The sequence below is a fragment of the Acinetobacter sp. YH16053 genome, from assembly GCF_013417035.1.
In the GTDB taxonomy this organism is placed as follows: domain Bacteria; phylum Pseudomonadota; class Gammaproteobacteria; order Pseudomonadales; family Moraxellaceae; genus Acinetobacter; species Acinetobacter towneri.
Window position 1 is genome coordinate 1 of the sequence record NZ_VPEP01000128.1, and the last position, 1,324, is coordinate 1,324.

Below are 1,324 nucleotides of genomic sequence, written 5' to 3' on the forward strand. Positions count from 1 at the left end.
AGAATGCTGTGTGGTTGAGATTCTCTCCAGAATTTCTTCGTTGTTGGCTGTAATCTGGCTCATCTCTCGAACTTTTCCATTGATCTGCTCGGTATAGCTTGCTGTACTGCGTTCTAGCTCGTGAAATTGCTTCTGTATTGTCGCTAATGATTTCTGTGCTTGCTGTAAGCTTTGCTGATCGCTCTCGATTGCCTTTGATTGTGCTGACAAGGCTTGGATAATCTTGGTTTGCATTGTGTCTAAAGCTTGCTGTTGCTTCTGCAATTGCGATTGTTGTTGCAGTAACTGTTGCTGTTGTTCTTCGATGATTCTCAATAATTGTGTTTCTAATTCCGTCATCGTTTAGTACCCCATTGGAATCATGTAACCGTTCTGCCATTCCCCTGCATTCTTGTTGATCTGAATACAGAGACGTTGTGCTTTGCTGTCTGGTCGCTTGCATGTGCTGATCGTCAAACTGCCTCCCGATCGGTTCAAATGATCGACCCTCATTTGCTTCTCGTTGATCACTGTATTTAGCGTCTGCATCTCGCTGTACTTGTTTTTGGTGACGAGACCAAGCGAGAAAATTGCTATAAGCAAAATAACTACTACTGAAATCAGTCCCATATTCAAAATGGTAAGTTTTTTCTGTACCGCTTGATTCTGGGCTTGTTGTTCTTGGCTCTGTATTTGCTCGTTTAATTTCGTTAAATGGCTCAATTTCGATTGCAGTAAGGTTTGATACTGGCTCAATTCCTTCTCGACCGTCTGGGCGTTGTTTTGAATGCTCTGGGCTATTTTCTCGTCCGACTGTTGGATAGCGGTCGCTGTGATATTGGCTCTTGTGTTCAAGCTGTCTCTGATAGTCTGTGACGTTTGCTCGATACCGCTCAGAAGTTGTTCCTCTGTATTCTTCAATTCGTTGTTGTACTTCTTGTCGATATTCGCCAGTAGCTCTAAAGCTTTGCTCATAAATCTCGCCCTCTAAACGGATAGGACGTTTTGCGCCCTCATACGGGTTTTCAATGGATATGGAATTTTTTACTTGTCGGGTGACATTGATTTGATTCGATTCAAGCCATTGCACCAATTCTTGCCGATCGGCAACTTCACCATTGGCAACCGCTCGGTAAACACGTTGATGTAACTGCTCTTTAAAATCCTTAATATCTTTGGGTAGATTCTTTTTATTTAAAAATAGCTGTCGATGTTCAGGATCATCGGGGTCATACAGTGAATGTTCGGTATTGGTGATCTGCTTAAATAGATCGACTCGATCTAAATCGACTGGCGCATAGAATGGCTGTAGGCGTTTGCCTGTTGAAAGCTCAACATTGGGAAT

Annotated in this window: 1 protein-coding gene; it reads right to left on the reverse strand. The window is 42.7% G+C overall.

Annotated features, from left to right (window positions below; translation table 11 throughout):
* Positions 1 to 1,324: mobilization protein (locus FTV43_RS15520; RefSeq protein WP_179995843.1), on the reverse strand; the 1,324-nt coding region annotated here is incomplete at both ends.